The organism is Micromonospora sp. URMC 107 (assembly GCF_051386315.1).
GTDB lineage: Bacteria > Actinomycetota > Actinomycetes > Mycobacteriales > Micromonosporaceae > Micromonospora.
Genome location: NZ_JBPQTK010000031.1, coordinates 1 through 18,389, shown reverse-complemented (window position 1 = coordinate 18,389; position 18,389 = coordinate 1). Strand labels below are relative to the sequence as shown.

11 protein-coding genes and 1 pseudogene are annotated in these 18,389 nt (G+C 76.5%); 5 read left to right on the top strand and 7 right to left on the bottom strand.

Annotated elements, in window-relative coordinates:
* The first annotated feature begins 86 nt into the window (after nucleotides 1-86).
* Nucleotides 87-4,841 carry an Lhr family helicase gene (locus tag ACSNN9_RS10120; RefSeq protein ID WP_436672787.1) on the top strand — a complete coding sequence of 1,585 codons (4,755 nt, stop codon included), beginning with the start codon at nucleotides 87-89 and terminating at the stop codon, nucleotides 4,839-4,841.
* A gap of 195 nt (nucleotides 4,842-5,036) precedes the next feature.
* On the opposite strand, the gene ACSNN9_RS10115 is transcribed toward ACSNN9_RS10120, so the two are convergent.
* Nucleotides 5,037-6,665 (bottom strand): ABC-F family ATP-binding cassette domain-containing protein, encoded by a 1,629-nt coding sequence (locus ACSNN9_RS10115; protein WP_436672785.1) that lies wholly within the window; start codon nucleotides 6,663-6,665, stop codon nucleotides 5,037-5,039.
* Nucleotides 6,666-6,914: 249 nt separating this feature from the next.
* A complete protein-coding gene (locus ACSNN9_RS10110) occupies nucleotides 6,915-7,496 on the bottom strand; it encodes a hypothetical protein (protein WP_436672783.1) in 582 nt (193 codons plus the stop codon).
* Between the two features lie 148 nt (nucleotides 7,497-7,644).
* Between ACSNN9_RS10110 and ACSNN9_RS10105 the strand changes: the two are divergent.
* Nucleotides 7,645-8,010: pseudogene (locus ACSNN9_RS10105) on the top strand (GNAT family N-acetyltransferase); the annotation flags it as partial.
* Nucleotides 8,011-8,178: 168 nt separating this feature from the next.
* A complete protein-coding gene (locus tag ACSNN9_RS10100) occupies nucleotides 8,179-9,021 on the top strand; it encodes an SAM hydrolase/SAM-dependent halogenase family protein (RefSeq protein ID WP_436672818.1) in 843 nt (280 codons plus the stop codon).
* A 70-nt stretch (nucleotides 9,022-9,091) separates the two neighbouring features.
* Here ACSNN9_RS10100 and ACSNN9_RS10095 read toward each other — a convergent pair whose 3' ends face one another.
* A complete protein-coding gene (locus ACSNN9_RS10095; RefSeq protein ID WP_436672781.1) occupies nucleotides 9,092-10,300 on the bottom strand; it encodes a hypothetical protein in 1,209 nt (402 codons plus the stop codon).
* A 110-nt stretch (nucleotides 10,301-10,410) separates the two neighbouring features.
* On the opposite strand from ACSNN9_RS10095, the gene ACSNN9_RS10090 reads away from it, so the two are divergent.
* Both ACSNN9_RS10090 and ACSNN9_RS10085 read left to right on the top strand, forming a co-directional pair.
* Entirely contained in the window at nucleotides 10,411-11,319 is a 909-nt protein-coding gene (locus ACSNN9_RS10090) for a zinc finger domain-containing protein (RefSeq protein WP_436672780.1), read from the top strand.
* Nucleotides 11,320-11,524: 205 nt separating this feature from the next.
* A complete protein-coding gene (locus ACSNN9_RS10085) occupies nucleotides 11,525-15,172 on the top strand; it encodes a hypothetical protein (RefSeq protein WP_436672778.1) in 3,648 nt (1,215 codons plus the stop codon).
* A 124-nt stretch (nucleotides 15,173-15,296) separates the two neighbouring features.
* On the opposite strand, the gene pspM is transcribed toward ACSNN9_RS10085, so the two are convergent.
* The 4 genes from pspM to ACSNN9_RS10065 all read right to left on the bottom strand — a co-directional run bounded on the left by pspM (nucleotide 15,297) and on the right by ACSNN9_RS10065 (nucleotide 18,314).
* A complete protein-coding gene (gene pspM / locus ACSNN9_RS10080) occupies nucleotides 15,297-16,076 on the bottom strand; it encodes a phage shock envelope stress response protein PspM (RefSeq protein ID WP_358084224.1) in 780 nt (259 codons plus the stop codon).
* Between the two features lie 23 nt (nucleotides 16,077-16,099).
* On the bottom strand, nucleotides 16,100-16,972 hold the full coding sequence (locus ACSNN9_RS10075) for a PspA/IM30 family protein (RefSeq protein WP_436672776.1): 873 nt from the start codon (nucleotides 16,970-16,972) through the stop codon (nucleotides 16,100-16,102).
* A gap of 204 nt (nucleotides 16,973-17,176) precedes the next feature.
* Nucleotides 17,177-17,611, bottom strand: coding sequence for a helix-turn-helix domain-containing protein (locus ACSNN9_RS10070; protein ID WP_121396018.1), 435 nt, complete (start codon nucleotides 17,609-17,611; stop codon nucleotides 17,177-17,179).
* Nucleotides 17,612-17,756: 145 nt separating this feature from the next.
* Nucleotides 17,757-18,314, bottom strand: coding sequence for a CinA family protein (locus ACSNN9_RS10065; protein WP_436672773.1), 558 nt, complete (start codon nucleotides 18,312-18,314; stop codon nucleotides 17,757-17,759).
* Nucleotides 18,315-18,389: the final 75 nt, after the last annotated feature.

Sequence of the window (18,389 nt, the reverse complement as noted above, 5' to 3'; positions counted from 1 at the left end):
AGCAGTTAAGTAAGACTTAACGGATTGACCGCGCAAACATCGCGTATGAGCCGGAGCAGGGCACTCCACCCCTGCCGTAGGCCTGGATGTCACACCGCCGGGGCAGGATGGATGGCGTGACGGAGGCGATGGCGGGTTTCGGCGCGGCCACCCGGGAGTGGTTCGGCGCCGCCTTCGCCGCGCCCACCGCCGCCCAGACCGGCGCCTGGAGTTCCGTCTCCGCCGGGCGCAACGCGTTGGTGGTGGCCCCCACGGGTTCGGGCAAGACGCTGGCCGCGTTCCTCTGGTCGCTCGACCGGCTGGCCCGCGAGCCTGCCCCGGCCGACCCCCGGCACCGGTGCCGGGTGCTCTACGTCAGCCCGCTCAAGGCGCTCGCGGTCGACGTCGAGCGCAACCTGCGCACCCCGCTCACGGGCATCCGGCAGGCCGCCACCCGCCTCGGCGTCGCCCCACCGGAGATCACCGTCGGGATGCGCACCGGCGACACCCCCGCCGACGAGCGGCGGGCCTTCGCCCGCACCCCGCCCGACATCCTCATCACCACACCCGAGTCGCTGTTCCTGCTGCTCACCTCCGCCGCCCGCGACTCCCTGCGCGGCGTCGAGACGGTGATCGTCGACGAGGTGCACGCGGTCGCCGGCACCAAGCGCGGGGCCCACCTCGCGCTCTCCCTGGAACGCCTCGACGAGCTGCTGCCCGCCCCGGCGCAGCGGATCGGCCTCTCCGCGACCGTCCGGCCGGTCGACGCGTGCGCCCGTTTCCTCGGCGGCGTCCACCCCGTCGACGTGGTCGCGCCGCCCACCGCCAAGACGATCGAGGTCAGCGTCCAGGTCCCGGTGGAGGACATGACCCGCCTCGACGAGCAGGAGCCGCCGGAGGACGACCTCGGCGGTCTCGGCGCGCGGCGGGCGTCCATCTGGCCGGCGCTGGAGGAACGCGTCTTCTCCCTGGTCAGGGCGCACCGCTCGACCATCGTCTTCACCAACTCCCGGCGTTCGGCGGAGCGCCTCTGCGCCCGGCTCAACGAGCTGGCCGGGCAGGAGCTGGTTGCCGCCGCGCTGGCCGCCCCACCCGCACGGCCCGACGGTGCGCTGGCCGCCCCACCCGCACGGCCCGACGGTGCGGGGGATGCCCCAGCCACAGGTCCCGGCGACGCGGGGACCGAGCTCGCGGGACGCGACGCCGGGGCCGAGGCCGGGCCCACGCCGGGCGGCGCGGACGAGTGGGGCGGGCCCGTGGGGCCGGCGCGCGTCGGCCGTCCGCCGGCGGAGCTGATGGCGCAGGCCGGGGCGGCGGCCGGGGCGCCGCCGGTGATCGCCCGCGCCCACCACGGCAGCGTCTCCCGGGAGGAGCGCAAGCACATCGAGGAGGCGCTCAAGTCCGGCCAGCTGCCCGCCGTGGTGGCGACCTCCAGCCTGGAGCTGGGCATCGACATGGGCGCCGTCGACCTGGTGGTGCAGATCGAGGCGCCGCCCAGCGTGGCCGCCGGGCTGCAACGGGTGGGTCGGGCCGGGCATCAGGTCGGCGCGGTCTCCCGCGGGGTGGTCTTCCCCAAGCACCGGGGCGACCTGCTGTCGTGCACGGTGGTGGCCGAGCGGATGGCCGACGGCGCGATCGAGGAGCTGCACCACCCGCGCAATCCCCTCGACGTGCTGGCCCAGCAGATCGTCGCCATGGTGGCGCTGGAGCCGTGGCGCGTCGGTGACCTGGCCGTGCTGGTGCGCCGGGCGGCGCCCTTCGCCGAGCTGCCCGACTCGGCGCTGCACGCGGTGCTCGACATGCTCTCCGGCCGCTACCCGTCGACCGCGTTCGCCGAGCTGCGGCCCCGGCTGGTCTGGGACCGCGCCACCGACACGCTCACCGGCCGGCCCGGCGCGCAGCGCCTCGCGGTGACCAGCGGCGGCACGATCCCCGACCGGGGCCTGTTCGGCGTCTTCCTGGCGGGGGCGGAGCGGGCCGCCCGGGTCGGCGAGCTGGACGAGGAGATGGTCTACGAGTCCCGCGTCGGCGACGTCTTCCTGCTCGGCTCGTCGTCCTGGCGGATCGAGGAGATCACCCCCGACCGGGTGCTGGTCTCCCCGGCCCCGGGGCAGGCGGCGAAGATGCCGTTCTGGAAGGGCGACCAGCTCGGCCGACCCGTCGAGCTGGGCCGGGCCATCGGCGCCCGCGTGCGGGCCCTGCTCAAGCAGGACGACGAGACGGCGGTCGCCGCGCTGCGGGCCGGCGGCCTCGACGACTGGGCCGCCGGCAACCTGATGGCCTACCTGCGCGAACAGCGCGCCGCCACCCGGTCCCTGCCCGACGACCGCACGGTGGTGGTCGAACGGTTCCGCGACGAGCTGGGCGACTGGCGGCTGGCCGTGCACAGCGTGCTCGGCGCCCGGGTCAACGGGCCGTGGGCGCTGGCCATCGGCCGCCGGCTCGCCGAGCGCTACGGCGTGGACGCCCAGGTGATGCCGTCCGACGACGGCATCGTGGTCCGCCTGCCGGACACGGCGGACGAGCCGCCCGGCGCCGACGTCGTGGTCTTCGAGCCGGAGGAGATCGCCCAGCTCGTCGAGGAGTCGGTCGGCACGTCCGCGCTCTTCGCGTCCCGGTTCCGCGAGTGCGCCGCCCGGTCGCTGCTGTTGCCCCGGCGCGACCCGCGCCGCCGCCAGCCGCTGTGGCAGCAGCGGCAACGCGCCGCCCAACTGCTCGACGTCGCCCGCGAGTACGCCGACTTTCCGGTCACCCTGGAGGCCGCCCGGGAGTGTCTCCAGGACGTCTTCGACCAGCCCGCGCTGGGCCAGCTGATGCGCGACCTGGCCGCCCGCAAGGTGCGCCTGGTCGAGGTGGAGACCCCCCAGCCGTCGCCGTTCGCCCGGTCGCTGCTCTTCGGCTACGTCGGTGCCTTCCTCTACGAGGGCGACGCGCCGCTGGCCGAGCGCCGGGCCGCCGCGCTGGCGCTGGACTCGACCCTGCTGGGCGAGCTGCTCGGCCGGGTCGACCTGCGGGAGCTGCTCGACCCCGCCGTGCTGGCCGAGACCGAGCGGCAGCTGCGCTGGCTGACCGAGCAGCGCCGCCCACGCGACGCGGAGGACGTGGTCGAGCTGCTCCGCGTGGTCGGTGACCTCTCCGAGGCGGAGCTGGCCGAGCGGGGCGCCTCCCCCGGGTGGCTGACCGAGCTGGCGGCGGCCCGCCGGGTGCTGCGGGTGCGCGTCGCCGGCGAGGAGCGCTGGGTGGGCATCGAGGACGCGGCCCGGCTGCGGGACGCCCTCGGCGTGGCCCTGCCGGTCGGGGTGGCCGAGGCCTACCTCGCCCCGGTCGCCGATCCGCTCGGCGACCTGGTCGCCCGCTACGCGCGTACGCACGGGCCGTTCGCCGCCGCCACCTGCGCGGCCCGCTTCGGGCTCGGCGTCTTCGTGGTCGAGCAGGCGCTGCGCCGGCTCGCCGCCACCGGTCGGGTCGTCGCCGGCGAGTTCACCCCTGACACGGTCGGCAGCCAGTGGTGCGACGCGGAGGTGCTGCGGCTGCTGCGTCGCCGGTCCCTGGCCGCGCTGCGCCGGGAGATCGAGCCGGTGCCGCCCCGCGCGCTGGCCGCGTTCCTGCCCCGCTGGCAGCAGGTGGGCTCGTCCGCGCGGGGGGTCGAGGCGCTGGCCGCCGCCGTGGAGCAGTTGCAGGGGGCGGCGGTGCCGGCGTCGGCGCTGGAACGGCTGGTGCTGCCCGGCCGGGTCGCCAACTACTCCCCCGCCCAGCTCGACGAGCTCTGTGCCAGCGGCGAGGTGCTCTGGGCCGGCTCCGGGGCGATCTCCGGCGGCGACGGCTGGGTCACCCTGGCGTACGCCGACGTGGCCCCCCTGCTGCTTCCCCCGCCCGACGAGGCGCTCACCCGCACCCCGCTGCACGACGCCGTCCTGGACGCGCTCGGCGACGGGCAGGCGTTGTTCTTCCGGTCGCTCTCCGACCGGGTCGACTCGACCGACGACGCCGCGCTGACCGCCGTCGTCTGGGACCTGGTGTGGGCCGGTCACCTCACCAACGACACCCTCGCCCCGTTGCGCGCGGCGCTCGGCGGCGGCGGGGCGCACAAGTCCCGGGCCACCGCGCCGCGCACCCGTTACCGGCGCCCCGGGCGGGTGGCCCTGCCGACGCGTGGCGGCCCGCCGACCGTCGCCGGCCGCTGGTCCCGCCTGCCGGAACGCGACACCGACCCGACCCGCCGCGCCGCGGCCCTCGCCGACGTGCTGCTCGAACGGCACGGCGTGGTGACCCGGGGCGCGGTGATGGCCGAGCAGGTGGTGGGCGGCTTCGCCGCGGTCTATCCGGTGCTCTCCGCGCTGGAGGAGCGCGGCGCGGCCCGGCGGGGCTACTTCGTGGAGGGACTGGGCGCGGCGCAGTTCGCCGTGCCGGGCGCGGTGGACCGGATCCGGGCGCTGGCCGAGCCCACCGACGGCGGGCGGGGGCGCGGCGGGCCCACCCTGGTGCTCGCCGCGACGGACCCGGCCAACCCGTACGGCGCGGCGTTGCCCTGGCCGGAGCGGGTGGTCGACTCGGGCGACGGGGCCGCCCCGGCGACCGGGCACCGGGCGGGGCGCAAGGCCGGCGCCGTGGTGGTGCTGGTCGCCGGCGACCTGGTGCTCTACGTCGAACGCGGCGGGCGGACGATCCTCTCCTTCACCGACGAGACCGACCTGCTGGCGGCCGCCGGCAAGGCGCTCGCCGACGCGGTCCACTCCGGCGCCCTGGGCGCGATGTCGGTGGAGCGGGCCGACGGCGAGGCGGTGCGCTCCTCGCCGCTGCGCGACGCCCTCACCGCCGCCGGCTTCCGCGCCACCCCGCGCGGCCTGCGCCTACGCGGCTGAGCCGCACCGGCACGTCCGGCACGGCTCACCCCCCAGCCGCCGGGCGGCGTGCCTTCGCCGGGAAGCAGTCCGGCCGCGACGCCGACCCACGTCCCCGACCCGCGGCTACCGGCTGCCGGCCGGGTGCGCGCGATGGTGCCCGCGGCGCGCTGAGCAGCAAGCCGGACCGCCGTCGTTCGCAGCTGGTGACACCCCCTACCGATCCTCAAGCTCCAGGCGCGGCCAGTCGGAAAGATCTCGCAGCAGCTGCCGGTCGTGCGTGGCGACCACGACGGCGGCGCTGGTGGCGCGTATCGCGTCGGTCAGCTCGTCGACCAGCGCCGACGACAGGTGGTTGGTCGGCTCGTCGAGCAGGATCAGGCTGGGCCGCCCGGCCAGCGCCAACGCCAGGTCGAGGCGCCGCTGCTGCCCCTGCGACATCCGCCCGATCGGCGTACGCATCGCATCGGAGCCCAGCAGCCCCAGCGCCCCGAGCGGAATGGCGTCGGCGTCGCGGAGCGCCCCGCAGCCCACCAGCCGCCCCACCCGGCGGGCGTACGCCTCGCCGGCGGTGAGGCCGGGGTTCTGCTCGGCGGTCTCCTGGGCGATCAGAGCGACCCGTGCCTCCTTCGCCGTCGAGACGTGTCCGTACGTGGGTTGGAGCGACCCGGCCAGCACCGCGAGCAGCGTGGACTTTCCGGCACCGTTCGCTCCGGTGACGAGCAGCCGGTCGCCGCCGTCGAGAGTGAGGTCGACCGGACCGTCCAGGCGCCCCCCGACGGCGACGGCGTGCGCCCGCACCTGTGGCGCACCCGGCCGGACGCCCAGGTCGGGCCATCGCAACGTCGGCGGCGGCTCCGGCACGTCGATCCGGTGCGACTCCAGGGCATCCTGCTGACGGTGCAGAGCCTGCACGACGCCCGGTGCCCGGGACTGGCGCTGATGCTTGCCGGTCCCCTTGTCCGGCCGCCAGCCGGTGGAGAGCCGGTCGCGGGCCTTGGACACCGCGTCCTGCAGCCGCCGGTGCTCGGTCTGCTGCTCTTCGTAGTCCTGCTGCCAGCGCTCACGTTCGTGACGCCGGGCGTCCTGCCAGGCGTCGTAGCCTCCGGCGTACAGACGCGGCTTGCCGTCGCGGGTCGGGTCGAGGTCGAGGAACCGGTCGGCGACGTCGCGCAGCAGCGCCCGGTCGTGGCTGACGACGGCGAGGCCGCCGTCGTGCTCGCGCAGCCTGCGGGTCAGGAAGTCCAGTCCGCCGGCGTCGAGGTGGTTGGTCGGCTCGTCGAGCAGCAGCACGTCGTGCCGCGCGCCGAGCAGGCACGCCAGCCGCACCCGGTAGCGCTGCCCGACCGACAGCGTCGACAACGGGCGGTCGCGGTCCGTACAAGCGCCGAGGGCCTCAAGTGCGACATCGATGCGACGCTCGGCGTCCCACGCGTCTAGCCGGGTGGCGGCGTCGAGCGCGGCGGCGTAGCGATCGTCGGCGGCGGGATCGCCCGCGGCGACGGCGCCGGTGGCCTCGTCGAGTGCGGCGAGGGCCGCGAGCGACGCGGCCAGCGCCTCGGACGTCAGGGTGCCGACGGTCTCACCGTCGCGCGCGGCCAGTTCCTGGCGGGCCAGGCCGATCGTGCCGGCTCGGTGCACGGTGCCCTCGTCAGGCGCGATCAGGCCGGCGAGAACGTGCAGCAGCGTCGTCTTGCCGCGGCCGTTCTCGCCGACGACGGCGACCCGTGACCGGGCGGAGACAGTGACCGAGACGTCGTTCAGAACACGCCGGGACCCACGGACGACGGTGACGCCAGTGGCGCGCAGGTGTGCGCTACCGCCCGCCTTGACGGGCGGGGACATGGTTTCGGGATTCGGGTTGAGGTTCAAGGGTGCTCCGCAGCAGCTCGCAGTGGAGCCGGGCAGCGTCAAGCGACCGCCCGGCGGGAACCGGAACGGCAAGCGCGGATTTCAGCAGAGAGGAGGCGCCGCCGTCAGCGGGCGGAGCGGACCTTCTGCGACCAGATACCTCGTGCCACGACGGTGATTTTAGCAGCGCCGACGCCCTCCACCCGTTTCGAGGAGGATGGAGCGGAGGCCCGGCTCGGACGGTCAGCGCAGGCTGGTGAGGACCTTCTCGTACCTGGCGCGGTCGGCCGTGGGGGTCTTCGCCTCCAGGTAGTTGAGCACCACCGTGCCCCGCCGGAACGACTGGCCGCCCCACGTCTCGGCGATCTCGCTGGCGCTGGTCTCGTCGGGGAAGACGTAGACCGTGACGGCGTCGGTCGCGACCAGCTCGGAGCAGCCCAGGCCGAGCCCGTCCGGGCCGCAGTCGACCGACCGGTCCCGGGGGTTGGGCACCTTCAGCCCGGCGGCCTTGAACGCGTCCACGACCTGCCGCGCGCCGGGCGTGCCGGTCGGCTTGACCGGGAGCTTCACCGGCGGCGGGCTGGCGGGACGGCGCTCGGTCGTCCCGCCGGCGCTCGGACCGGCCGGGCCCGCCCCGGTCGGCCGGGCGGCCGGCGGCGTCGCCGTTGCGCCGGTCGGGGCCGACGACGGCACGTCGGCCGGGGTCGACGCCGAGGCGGCCGGGGGCGCGGCGCGCGGCGGCTCCTCCGCGTCGTCGCCGCAGGCGGCGGTGAGGGCGGCGGCGATCACGAGGACCGCGACGGCGGGCAGGCTCCGGTTGGTCACCCCTGGCAGTCTGCCCAACCGGCTCCCGTCCCGGCAGTGGCCGGTCGGTCAGTGCCGTTGTCCCATTTCTGCCACCCCGCGCCAGTCGACCGGACGGCGCGGGGTGGCACCGGTACGATCCCGACCCGGTCGACGAGGGGAGCCGAGGATGACCGGGACGAACGGGATGACCGGGGTGACCGTACGGCCCGCGCGGGCCCGGGACCGCGCGGCGGTCGACGCGCTGCACGACCGCGAGTGGGGCGGGCCGTACGTCGTCGCCCACGACACCCGGCACGACCTGCGTACGCTGCCCACGCTGGTGGCGACCGACGGGGCCGGGGCGGTGGTCGGGGCGCTCGCCCACCACGACGGCGCCGACGGGCTGGAGGTGGTCAGCGTGGTGGCCGCGACGCCCGGCGGCGGCGTCGGCACGGCCCTGCTGGCGGCGGCCGAGGAGGTGGCCCGGGCCGCTGGCCGGCCCCGGCTCTGGCTCGTCACCACGAACGACAACCTGCGGGCGCTGCGGTTCTACCAGCGGCGCGGCCTGCGGCTGGTGCGCGTGGACCGGGGCGCGGTGGACCGGGCGCGCCGGCTCAAGCCGAGCATCCCGGCAACCGGCGAGGACGGCATCCCGCTGCACGACGAACTGGTCCTGGAACTGCGCCTCAGCGCGGACGAACCGGTCCCCGCCGGCCGTCCGGTGCACGGTCGGCAGGCCGCCGCCCCACCCGCCGGCGCGGCCCGCGTCCCGTGGATCTCGCTGACCACCGACTACGGCCTCGCCGACGGATTCGTCGCCGCCTGCCACGGGGTGATCGCGCGGCTGGCGCCGCAGGCCCGGGTCGTCGACGTGACCCATCTCGTCCCGCCGGCCGACGTACGCCGGGGCGCGGCGGTGCTCGCGCAGACCGTGCCGCACCTGCCGGAGGGGGTGCACGTGGCCGTCGTCGACCCGGGCGTGGGCACGACCCGCCGGGGCGTCGCGCTGGCCACCCCGCGCGGGCTGCTGGTGGGGCCGGACAACGGCCTGTTGCTGGAGGCCGCCGAGGCGCTGGGCGGGGTGCTCGCCGCCGTCGAGCTGACCGATCCGGCCTGGCTCGCGCCCGAGGTGTCGCGCACGTTCCACGGCCGGGACGTCTTCGCGCCGGTGGCCGCGCGGTTGGCGCTGGGCGCGCCGCTGGCCGGGGTGGGCCCGGCGGTCGACCCCGGGTCCCTGGTCCGGCTGCCGGCGCCGGTGCTCCGCCGGGAGGCGGACGGCTTCACGGCCGAGGTGCTGACCGTCGACCATTTCGGCAACGTCCAGCTGGCCGCGCCGGCCGACCTGCTGGCGCCGCTGCCGGCCCGGGTCCGGGTGCGGCCGGGCAGCGGTTCGGAGCCCGGCCGGGAGGCCGTGCACGGGCGTACCTTCGGCGACGCCGCAGCGGGCGGGCTGGTGGTGCACGCCGACTCCGCCGGCCGGGTCGCCGTGGCGGTCAACGGTGGCCGGGCGGCGGACCTGCTGGCGGTGGTCCCGGGCGACCTGCTGCGGATCGCGGCCGGCTGAGCACCACGGTGGCCGGCACCGGGCCGGACCGGAGGTGCCCGGCCGGCCCGGTGGGCGTACGCGGCGGTGGTCAGCAGAGCGGCACCGTGCCGCCGTAGACCGCCGAGACGTACGCGTGGCTGACGTACTGGCCGCCGGCGAGGCGGTTCCACCGGTTGGTGGTCCGGTACGGGCCGGCCACGGTCTGCCCGGTCACGTAGCACTGGATCGGCACGTTGGCGTACCGGGCGGCCAGGCCCCGCACCGCGTACCCCGTACCGGCGCCGGCGCGGACGTTGAGCGGACCGTCGCCGACCACGCCGCGCGGGCCGCTGCCGGTCCACAGGTACGCCACGTCCACCCAGGCGTTGGTGGTCAGCTGCAACCCGTCCCAGAAGGTGCCGTCGGCGAGGTCGACGCCGGCCGGGTTCAGCACCACCCGCCCGAACTGGTCCCGCCCGCCGTTGTAGCCGGACTGGTAGGCCGCCTGCGCCTGCGGCCGGCCCTGCGGGAGGTCCTTCCAGTTCTCCCGCACGGCGCTGAGGTTCCAGTAGTCGTCGCGGGTGTTCCACGGGCCGACGTCCCAGACCGGGGCGTACTCGCAGCGGCTGCCGGTGGTGGTGCAGACCCGGACGGTGTAGTCGCCGGTGTTCGTTGGGGCCAGGCCGCGCCGGGAGGGCAGCGCGACGAAGTGGTCCCCGGCCACGATCGTGTGACCGTTGGCGGTCACCCCGCCGACCAGCCCGATCCGGGTCGCGTACACCCGGTAGGTGAGGCCGGGCGTGGCGGCGGAGACGGCGGCGCCGGCGTCGGCGGTGAGTCGCACGGCGCGCACCTCGGCGGTGGCGCCGGACCGGCTCGCGGTGAGCACCACCCGGGTCTGCACGCGGGTGACCGGCCGGTCGAAGACCGCCCCGCCGGTGGCCTCGCGCCACTCGGTCCAGCCCGCCGCCCGCCAGCCCCGTACCTGGGCCTCGGCGGTGGCGCCGGCGGTGGCGCGGGCGTCGACGGTGGCGCGGACCCGGGTGGCGGGCCGGGCCAGGGTGCGCGGTGGCGCGAGGAAGATCCCCTCGGCGACCGCGCTGCGGGGCGCGCGGGCCGGCGCGGGGCGGGGGTCGGCCAGGCGGAGCCCGGCGCGGGTGTGCCGGACGTTGACGTCGTCGGCGTCGACGCGGGAGAGGTCGGTCGTCCACCGCTCGCCGTCGGCGGCGGCGAGCGCGGGGCTCGGGGAGGGTAGGAGGGCGAGGGCGAGGATCACGGTCAGGGCGGCGGTACGGGTGCGACGTTGGGGCAGAATCATGGGCATTCTCCTCAGAACTCCCTGATCCTCTCCTTGTCAGTAGATCGACAGGAACCTCCATACAAATAGCGACACATGCGAATTCGGCTCGGACGAGGAAGGATGGGCGGGTGCCCGAAGGCGACACCGTCTGGAACACCGCCCGCGTACTGCACCGTGCCCTGGCCGGCGCCCGCCTGACCGGCAGCGACTTCCGGGTGCCGCAGCTCGCGGCGACCGACCTCGCCGGCTGGACCGTGCGGGAGTCGGCCAGCCGGGGCAAGCACCTGCTGCTGCGCCTCGCCGCCCCGCCGCACGCCGCGGCCCCGCCGCACGCCGCGGCCCCGCCGCACGCTGCGCCGGGAGCGAACGACGCGACCCCGGCGCGGGACGGCGGTCCTGCCGGGGACCCGGGAGACGACGGCGGGACGCGCTGGACGCTGCACTCGCACCTGCGGATGGACGGCTCCTGGCGGGCGTACGCGCCGGGGGAACGGTGGGCGGCCCGGCCGGCGCACCTGATCCGCGTCGTGCTGCGCAGCGCGCGGGCGGTCGCCGTCGGCTACCACCTGCACGAGCTGGCGCTGGTGCCGACCGCCGAGGAGGAGTCGCTCGTCGGGCACCTCGGCCCCGACCTGCTCGGCGCGGACTGGGACCCGGCCGAGGCGGTGCGCCGGTTGGCCGCCCACCCGGACGCCACCATCTCCGAGGCGCTGCTGGACCAGCGCAACCTGGCCGGCGTCGGCAACCTCTACAAGTGCGAGGTGCTCTTCCTGCGCGGCGTCTCGCCGTGGACCCCGGTGCGCGCGGTGCCGGACCTCGCCGGCACCGTGGCCCTGGCCCAGAAGCTGCTCGCCGCCAACCGGGGCCGCTGGACGCAGAGCACCACCGGCTCGCTGCACCGGGGGCAGACCAGTTACGTCTACGGCCGGCGCGCCCAGCCCTGCCGTCGCTGCGGCACCGCGATCCGCAAGGAGGAACTGGGCGAGCGGGTCACCTACTGGTGCCCGGTCTGCCAGCCGGAACCCCCCGCCGGCTGACGCAGCCGGCCGGCGTGTCGGGCGGGACACTCCGGCGGGGCGGCGGCGAGTCGCATCCCCGCCACAGATACGGACGATTGGGTACTTCCTAACCCCGCCGTCGAGGTCGCATGCTGCGGTTGACTCCTCACGCATCGTCAACGAAGCGCGACCGGGTCCGCCACGCCGCCGTGGCGGCCGCCGCGCCCGGACACCGGGGAGAGCCATGGAGCTGTTCCGCAGACTCCGGATCCCGTGGGCGGAGCGGGCGACGGCCCGCGCCGGGGACGACGCCGCCGACGGGACCGGGCCGACGCCCGTCCCGGCGGCCCGGCGCGCGGCGGAGTCCGTCGTCGCGCCCGCCAGCCTCGACCCCGCCGCCGTCCCGCGCCACTTCGGTCCGGTGCCGAACCACGCCCGCAGCCCGCTGCCGGTCGTCGACGCCGACGGCTGCGTGCTGCCCGGCACCGGCATCCGCAAGTTCGTCGACGCGCTGCCCCGCCCCGGCACACTCGGCCGCACCGAGCTGGGCGCCCACCTGCCGGTGGCGGTGCCGGACACCATCAGCTACCCGGGCTGCGACTACTACGAGATCGGCCTCGAGCAGTACGCGCAGCGGCTGCACCGGGACCTGCCGGCGACCCGGCTGCGCGGCTACCGGCAGCTCAACCTCGGCACGGACACGCACGGGCACAACACGGTCGTGCCGGCGGGGCGTCCCTGGCACCTCGGGCCGGTCGTCCTGGCCCGGCGCGGCCGGCCGGTCCGGGTCAAGTTCATCAACCAGCTCCCCACCGGCCGCTCCGGCGAGCTCTTCCTGCCGGTCGACGAGAGCGTCGACGGCGCCGGGACCGGCCCGCTCGACGGTCCCGCGCCCTACCCGCAGAACCGCGCGGTGCTGCGGCTGGCGGGCGCGCACACCGGCTGGACCAGCGCCGGCAACCCCTGGCAGTGGGTGACCCCGGCCGGCGAGATCACCCCGTACCCGACGGGGCCCGGCCTCGCCCACGTGCCCGACATGCCGCCGCCCGGCGCGGGCGCGACCACGCTCTACTACCCGAACGAGCAGAGCGGGCGGCTGTGCTGGTTCCACGACAACACCGTCGGCCTGTCCCGGCTCACCGTCTACTCCGGGCAGCTCGCGCTCTACCTGCTCACCGACCCGGCCGAGGAGAGGCTCGTCGCCGACGGGGTGCTCCCCGCCGACCAACTGCCCCTGGTGATCGAGGACAAGACCTTCGTGCCGGAGGACGCCCAGCTCGCCGGGGAGGACCCGACGTGGGACCGGGCCCGCTGGGGCTCCCGGGGCAGCCTCTGGCACCCGCACGTCTACCAGCCCCGGCAGAACCCGCACCGGGCCGACGGGACGAACCCGACCGGCCGGTGGGACTACGGTCCGTGGTCGCGTACGGGCGACGACGCCGGGGAGCGGGAGCACGGCGGCCCGCCCCACCGGGCGGGGCCGGTGCCGAACCCGCACCACGACCCCGTCGCCGCACCCGACGAGCCGCCGCTCGCGCCCGGCGTCCCGCACCCCTCGGCGGTGCCGGACGCGTTCGGCGACACCATGCTCGTCAACGGGATCGCGTACCCGTACCTGGAGGTCGAGCCGAGGACGTACCGGTTCCGGATCCTCAACGCCTGCCTGGACCGCGGCCTGAACCTCCAGCTCTACCGGGCCCGCTCCGACGGCCCGATGTGGGATGCGGACGGCGCGCTGGCCGACCCCGACGCCGGCGAGGTGCCGATGGTGGACGCGGTCCGCGCGCCGGACCGGCCGGCCGGCTGGCCGACGGACGGGCGGGACGGCGGGGTCCCGGACCCGCGCGCCGCCGGCCCGGAACTCGTCCAGATCGGCAACGAGTGCGGCCTGCTCCCCGCGCCGGTGGTGGTGCCGAACCAGCCGGTCGGCTACCGGTACGACCGGCGCGACCCGACCGTGCTCAACGTCGACGCGCACGCGTTGCTGCTCGCCCCGGGGGAGGTCGCCGACGTGCTGGTGGACTTCTCCGCCGTCCCGCCCGGCGGCACGCTGATCCTCTACAACGACTGCCCGGCCCCGCTGCCCGGCTTCGACCCGCGCGCCGACCACCGCACGGGCGGCCCCGACCGCAGCGCCGAGGGCGGGGCGCCGCCCACCCGCCCCGGGTACGGGCCGAACACCCGCACCCTGCTCCAGTTCCGGGTCGCCGGCACCCCGGCGCCGCCGTACGACCTGGCCCGGCTGCGCGAGCGCCTGCCCGGCGCGTACGCGGCCAGCCAGCGCCCGCCGATCGTGCCGCAGCCGGCGTACGACGCGGCGTTCGGCACCCGCACCGCGCGCGACACGGTGGTCCCGGTGCACGCCGCGACGGTCAGCTTCCTCCCGGCCGGCGCCGCCGCCCCGGTGCGCCTGCCGATCGAGGTCAAGGCGGTGCAGCAGGTCTTCGAACCGGACCACGGCCGGCTCGTCGGCCGGCTCGGCGTCGGCCACCCGCACGCCGGGCCGCTCTCGCCCACCGTCCTGCCGCTCGGGCCGACCGACCCGGCCACCGAGGTGCTGCACGTCACGGACCCCGCCGTCGCGGTGGGCGGCCCCGCGGACGGCACCCAGCTCTGGCGGATCCGCGGCAACAGCCGGCAGACCCAGCCGGTGCGGTTCACCGGCTGCGACGTGCAGCTGGTCAACCGGGTCGGCTGGGACGGCGCCACCCGGGCGCCGCACCCGGCGGAGCGGGGCTGGAAGCAGGTCGTCCGGGTCGACCCGCGCGAGGACGTGATCGTCGCGATCCGGCCGGTCGCGCCGCCCCTGCCGTTCAAGATCGGCGACAGCGTACGGTTGCTCGACCCGCTCCGGCCGGCCGGCGCCCGGACCGGCTCGACCCCGGTCAGTCCGGTGGACGGCCGGCCTGCGGCGGTGGTGAACCAGCTCGTCAACCTCGGCTGGGAATACCAGTGGCACAGCCAGCTCGGCGGCCACCGGGACCAGGGCATGACCCGGCCGCTGGTGCTGCGGGTGTCGCCCCGGGCGCCGACCGGGCTGACCGCCACGCCCGCCCCCGGATCGGCCACCGCGCTGCCGGCCATCGCGCTGACCTGGACGGGCAACGGCAGTCGCCCCCCGGCCACCAGCCACCTGCTCCAGCGGGCCACCGACGCCGCCTTCACGCAGGGGCTCACGGCGATCACGGTGGCGGCCACCGCGACCCGCCACACCGACGCCACCGTCACCCCCGGGGTGACCTACCACTACCGGATCCGGGCGGAGAACGCGGTGAGCTGCTCCACGTGGTCGAACAGCGTGCCAGCCTCGGTGCAGCTCACCGCGCCGACGGGGCTGACCGCGGCGATCCCGCCGGCCGCGCCGCTGCGGATCGCACTGCGCTGGGCCAACCGCTCCTTCGCCACCGGGATCGACGTGCAGCGGGCCACCAACCCGACGTTCAGCAGCGGACCGGGCACCACCGCGATCGGGGTCGGCGACAACCACCTCGACGCCGCCGTCGCCCCGGACACCACCTACTACTACCGGGTGCGGACCACCTATCTCGGCGCCGCGTCGGCCTGGTCGACGGTGGCCCGGGCGACCACCCCGCCGGCGCCGGGCCCGCCCACCGGGGTGACCGCCACGGCGACGGCGTCCGGGCCGGACACGGCGACGGTGATCCTCGCCTGGGCGGCGAGCACCCCGGCCGCGCCGGGCGCGGGGTTCGTCGTGCAGCGGGCGTTGGACCCGGCGTTCAGCCGGGGAGTGGCGGCCTTCACCGTCACCGGCCGGGGCTTCACCAACACCGGCCTGGCGCGCGGCGTCACCTACCACTACCGGATCCGGTCGTTCAACGTCGTCGGCAGCTCCCCGTTCACCGGCCCGGTGCCGGTCACCACGCCGCCGTGACCGACCCGCATGACCCGCGCGGCCCGCGTCGATCATGCAGTTGTGGTGGGGTGCGAAACGCCCGAACGGGTGCGAAGCCGGCACCACAACTGCATGATCGACCAGATCGTGACGGCGGGGCGCGTCAGGGGGTGCGCAGCGGGGCGCCGACGCCGCGCAGCTCGGTCAGCGCCGAGGCGACGCCGTGCAGCAGGTCGGTCGCCTCGGTGAGCCGGGAGGCGGCCGGGTGCGCGGCGTCGGGGTGGGCGTCCCCGGCCACGTAGCCGGCGGCGGCCACGACCAGCCGCTCGTACGCGGTGACGCCCTGCTCCAGCTGTGCGGTCAGGGCCCGGTGCGCCTCGGCCAGCGGCGGCCGGGCCTCGGCCGGGGCGAGCCGCAGCGTGCGCTCGACGCTGGCCACCCGGTCGGCGAGGTCCCGCAGTGACCGGTCGGCCTCGGCGGCCTCCAGCACGGCCGGCGACGCCAGCCCCGTCAGCCGGCCGGTCATCCCGGCGAGGGTGAGGGCGGCCCGGTCCAGCCGGGCCCAGGGCTCGGCGGCACTGGTGCCGCGCAGCGCCACCCGGGAGCGCACCCGGCGGACCTCGGCCAACACGCCGGGGCCGACGGGGAGCCGCTCCACGGCGGCGACCAGCCGGGCGCGGGAGCGCGCGGCGGCCTCGGCCGGGTCGAGCGCCGGCGGTGCCGGCTGGGCGGCCAGCGCCCGCAGGTCGACCCAGCGCCAGGCGGCGAGCACCAACGCGCCGCCCGCCCCGGCCGCCCAGGCCGCGTCGGGCAGTCCCAGCCCGGCGTACGGGGTCAGCACCGCGGCGGCGCCGCCCAGGCCACCGGCCGTGACGCTCCACCGGCGTGCGGACCGCCGCAACCGGCTCAGGCTGCGGAAGTACCGCGTACGCTCGTCTGCCACCTCTGCCTCCTCGACCCGGCCGCTCAGCCGGCGGCGGTGGTGTCCCCGGTGCCGCGTTCGCGGCCCATGCTGGCGCGGATCTCGTCCAGCCGGGCGGCGGCCGCCGGGTCGGCGGCCGGCGCGGCGGGCTGGGCCTGCTGCGCGGCCGGTCGTTCCTGCCTGCCGCCGAGCTGCTCGCCGGCCATGCTCGACCGGATCTGCTCCAGGCGGGAGGAGCCGGCCGAGTCGAGGGTCGCCTTCTGGATCTCCAGCATGCGGCCCTCGACGGAGTTGCCGGCCAGCTCGGCGCGGCCCATCGCCGTGGCGTACCGCTGCTCGATGCGGTCGCGCACCTCGTCGAGCGAGGGCGTGTTGGCGGGGGCGGTCAGGGCCGACATCGACTCCAGCGAGCGGGCCACGCTCTCCTGCATCTTGGCCTGCTCCAGCTGGCTGAGCAGCTTGGTGCGCTCGGCGAGCTTCTGCTGGAGGATCATCGAGTTGTTCTCGACCGCCCGGCGGGCCTGGGCGGCGGCGCCGAGCGCCTGGTCGTGCAGGGTCTTGAGGTCCTCCGTGGCCTGCTCGGCCGAGACCAGCTGGGTGGCGAGGGTCTGGGCGGACTGCTCGTAGCGGCCGGCCTCCGCCTCGTCGCCCCCGGCGCGGGCCTTGTCGGCGAGGACCAGTGCCTGGCGGGCGTTGGCCTGCAACCGCTCGACCTCGGACATCTGCCGGGACAGCTTCATCTCCAGCTGCCGCTGGTTGCCGATCACGGCGGCGGCCTGCTGGACCAGCGCCTGGTGCTGGCGCTGGGCCTCCTCGATGGCCTGCTGGATCTGCACCTTCGGATCGGCGTGCTCGTCGATCCTGGCGCCGAAGAGCGCCATCAGGTACTTCCACCCCTTGACGAACGGGTTCGCCATCTTTGCGTTGTCCCCTCAGTAGCGTCGCTCCGCCTCGACCGCGCCGGGTGCTCCCGGCCGGCTCCGGCGCGGCAGTGGCTCCATCGTCCCAGCCGGACGCCACCCGGGCGTCCGTACCGGCGAGCGAAGCGAGCGCCGACGCCGTCCGCGATCAAGGGTACGCGGCGCGGTCGAGGCCGACCACGTGGCGAGAAAGGGGGTGGCTCAGGCGGCGCAGACCACGTCGCGCTCGCTGCCCCGGACCCGGGAGCTGCGCAGGGTGGCCTTGAGCGGGGAGTCCTGGCGGACCTGGACGGCGACCGTGCCGTCCGAGCTGACCTGGTGGACGCCCCGACCGGTGCTCCTGCGCACGGCGACGGGCGCGGCCGGCTCGTCCTGCACCGGCACCAGCACGCCGGGCATCTGCTCGGCGAGGGCGACGGTGTCGCTGACCTCGCGCAGCAGCTCGGACAGGCGCGCACCGAGGGCGTCGCAGATCGCCGCCAGCAGCTCGCTGGAGGGCTCCTTCTGGCCGCGCTCGATCTCGGACAGGTAGCCGAGGCTGACGTTGGCGGCGGAGGAGACCTCGCGCAGGGTGCGGTGCTGCCCCTGCCGGCGCGCCCGCAGTGCGTCACCGATCACGCGGCGTAGCAGGACCATTCGCACCTCCCCCTGAGGGACACCACTCGTCCACGCGGCCCGTCCGGCGTGTCGAGCCGGACCGGTCGCCGGAGCCTTCCCGCAACCGTACCCGTTACGGGCCCCCACGACATCCCACCCCGCCCCTCGGATCGCGGCAGACCGGTCACCGGCGCCCCGCGCCGGCCGCCTCGGCCCGCCCGCCGTCGGCGTCCGCCGCGTCGGTGTCGTGGATCCGCGCGGCGAGCAGCCGCAGCGCCTCGACGACCGCGGCGGAGCGGATGTGGTCGCGGCCGCCGTCCAGGTCGAGCTGCCGGACGTCGGTGCCGGACGGCCCGGCCACCGCGACGTAGACCAGCCCGACCGGCTTGCCGTCCTGCGGCTGAGGGCCGGCCACCCCGGTGGTGGCCAGGCCCCAGTCGGACCCGCACTGGCGCCGCCCGCCCTCGGCGAGGGCCACCGCCACGTCCGGGTCGACCGGCCCCCGGTCGGCCAGCAGGTCCTCCGACACGCCGGCGAGCCGCGCCTTGAGCTCGGTGGCGTAGACCACCAGGCCGCCCCGGAAGACCCCGCTCACCCCGGCGATCTCCACGATCGAGGCGGCCAGCAGGCCGCCGGTGAGCGACTCGACGGTGGCCAGGGTCTGGTGCCGCTCCGAGAGGCTGTGCACCACGCCGGCCGCCGGACTCCCCACCGGCCGTGCTCCGTCTGCGTCGATGTCCATGTCCCGGATCCTTTCCCCGCCCCGCCTGCCCTACTCATCCTCCCCCGACCGACGTGGGCGCGGGGGGGCCCCCCC

Coding starts and splice junctions, on each gene's coding strand:
- ACSNN9_RS10120 (WP_436672787.1), top strand. CDS start 87: ATGTCACACCGCCGGGGCAGGATGGATGGCGTGACGGAGGCGATGGCG.
- ACSNN9_RS10115 (WP_436672785.1), bottom strand. CDS start 6,665: ATGTCCCCGCCCGTCAAGGCGGGCGGTAGCGCACACCTGCGCGCCACT.
- ACSNN9_RS10095 (WP_436672781.1), bottom strand. CDS start 10,300: ATGATTCTGCCCCAACGTCGCACCCGTACCGCCGCCCTGACCGTGATC.
- ACSNN9_RS10085 (WP_436672778.1), top strand. CDS start 11,525: ATGGAGCTGTTCCGCAGACTCCGGATCCCGTGGGCGGAGCGGGCGACG.
- ACSNN9_RS10075 (WP_436672776.1), bottom strand. CDS start 16,972: ATGGCGAACCCGTTCGTCAAGGGGTGGAAGTACCTGATGGCGCTCTTC.
- ACSNN9_RS10070 (WP_121396018.1), bottom strand. CDS start 17,611: ATGGTCCTGCTACGCCGCGTGATCGGTGACGCACTGCGGGCGCGCCGG.
- ACSNN9_RS10065 (WP_436672773.1), bottom strand. CDS start 18,314: ATGGACATCGACGCAGACGGAGCACGGCCGGTGGGGAGTCCGGCGGCC.